The organism is Pseudoruegeria sp. SK021 (assembly GCF_002119405.1).
Classification (GTDB): domain Bacteria; phylum Pseudomonadota; class Alphaproteobacteria; order Rhodobacterales; family Rhodobacteraceae; genus Meridianimarinicoccus.
Window position 1 is genome coordinate 1 of record NZ_MTBG01000121.1, and the last position, 658, is coordinate 658.

Here is a 658-nt window from a genome sequence, read left to right on the forward strand (position 1 = left end):
GCGGCTTTGCGTCTGAAACTTTCGCCCGCGACGGGCGCGCGTTGGGCGCGGCAGGTCAGGACGACAGGGCACGCCTCGCCTGCACCCCAGGGATGTCCGCCGGGGCGTGGCAAGCTGGAACCGTACCGCGCGTTCTTCGAAGAGCTCATTGCGCAAGACCCGGATATCACGCTTTTTGAACTCCGGGATGCTCTGGCCGATGCGAAGGGTGTGAAAGTCCACCATTCGTCTATCGCTGGCCTGCTGTCCCGGCTCGGGTTTACGTACAAAAAAAGTCTCTGGTTGCGTCCGAACGCCGTCGTGCCAAGGTAAGGCACCGGCGTGCTGACTGGTTTTCCCATCGGCTGCCAGCAATTGGACGGCGACCTGATCGCGTTGTGTTTATTGATGAAACTTCTGTGAAGACCAATTTCACTCGCCTACGGGGGCGATCATTGCGCGGCCAGAGACTGACCATGGATGCGCCCTTTGGCAGTTGGGGGACGCAAACGCTGATCGCAGGCTTGACCCACGAAACCCTGATCGCGCCGTGGGTCATAAAGGGTGCCATGGATGGCCCTGCCTTCGCCGCCTATGTACGCGAAGTTCTGGTGCCAGAAATTGAGCCCGGAACAGTCGTCATACTGGACAACTTGGCGACCCACAAAAACAAGGAGGC

1 protein-coding gene and 1 pseudogene are annotated in these 658 nt (G+C 59.7%); both read left to right on the forward strand.

The genetic code is table 11. The annotated features are described in order from the left end of the window. Positions 1 to 312 (forward strand): annotated as a pseudogene (locus BV911_RS19910) (hypothetical protein); the annotation flags it as partial. A gap of 86 nt (positions 313 to 398) precedes the next feature. Further along, positions 399 to 658 (forward strand): transposase (locus tag BV911_RS18890; RefSeq protein ID WP_205963931.1); only part of this gene is annotated, 260 nt, incomplete at its 3' end.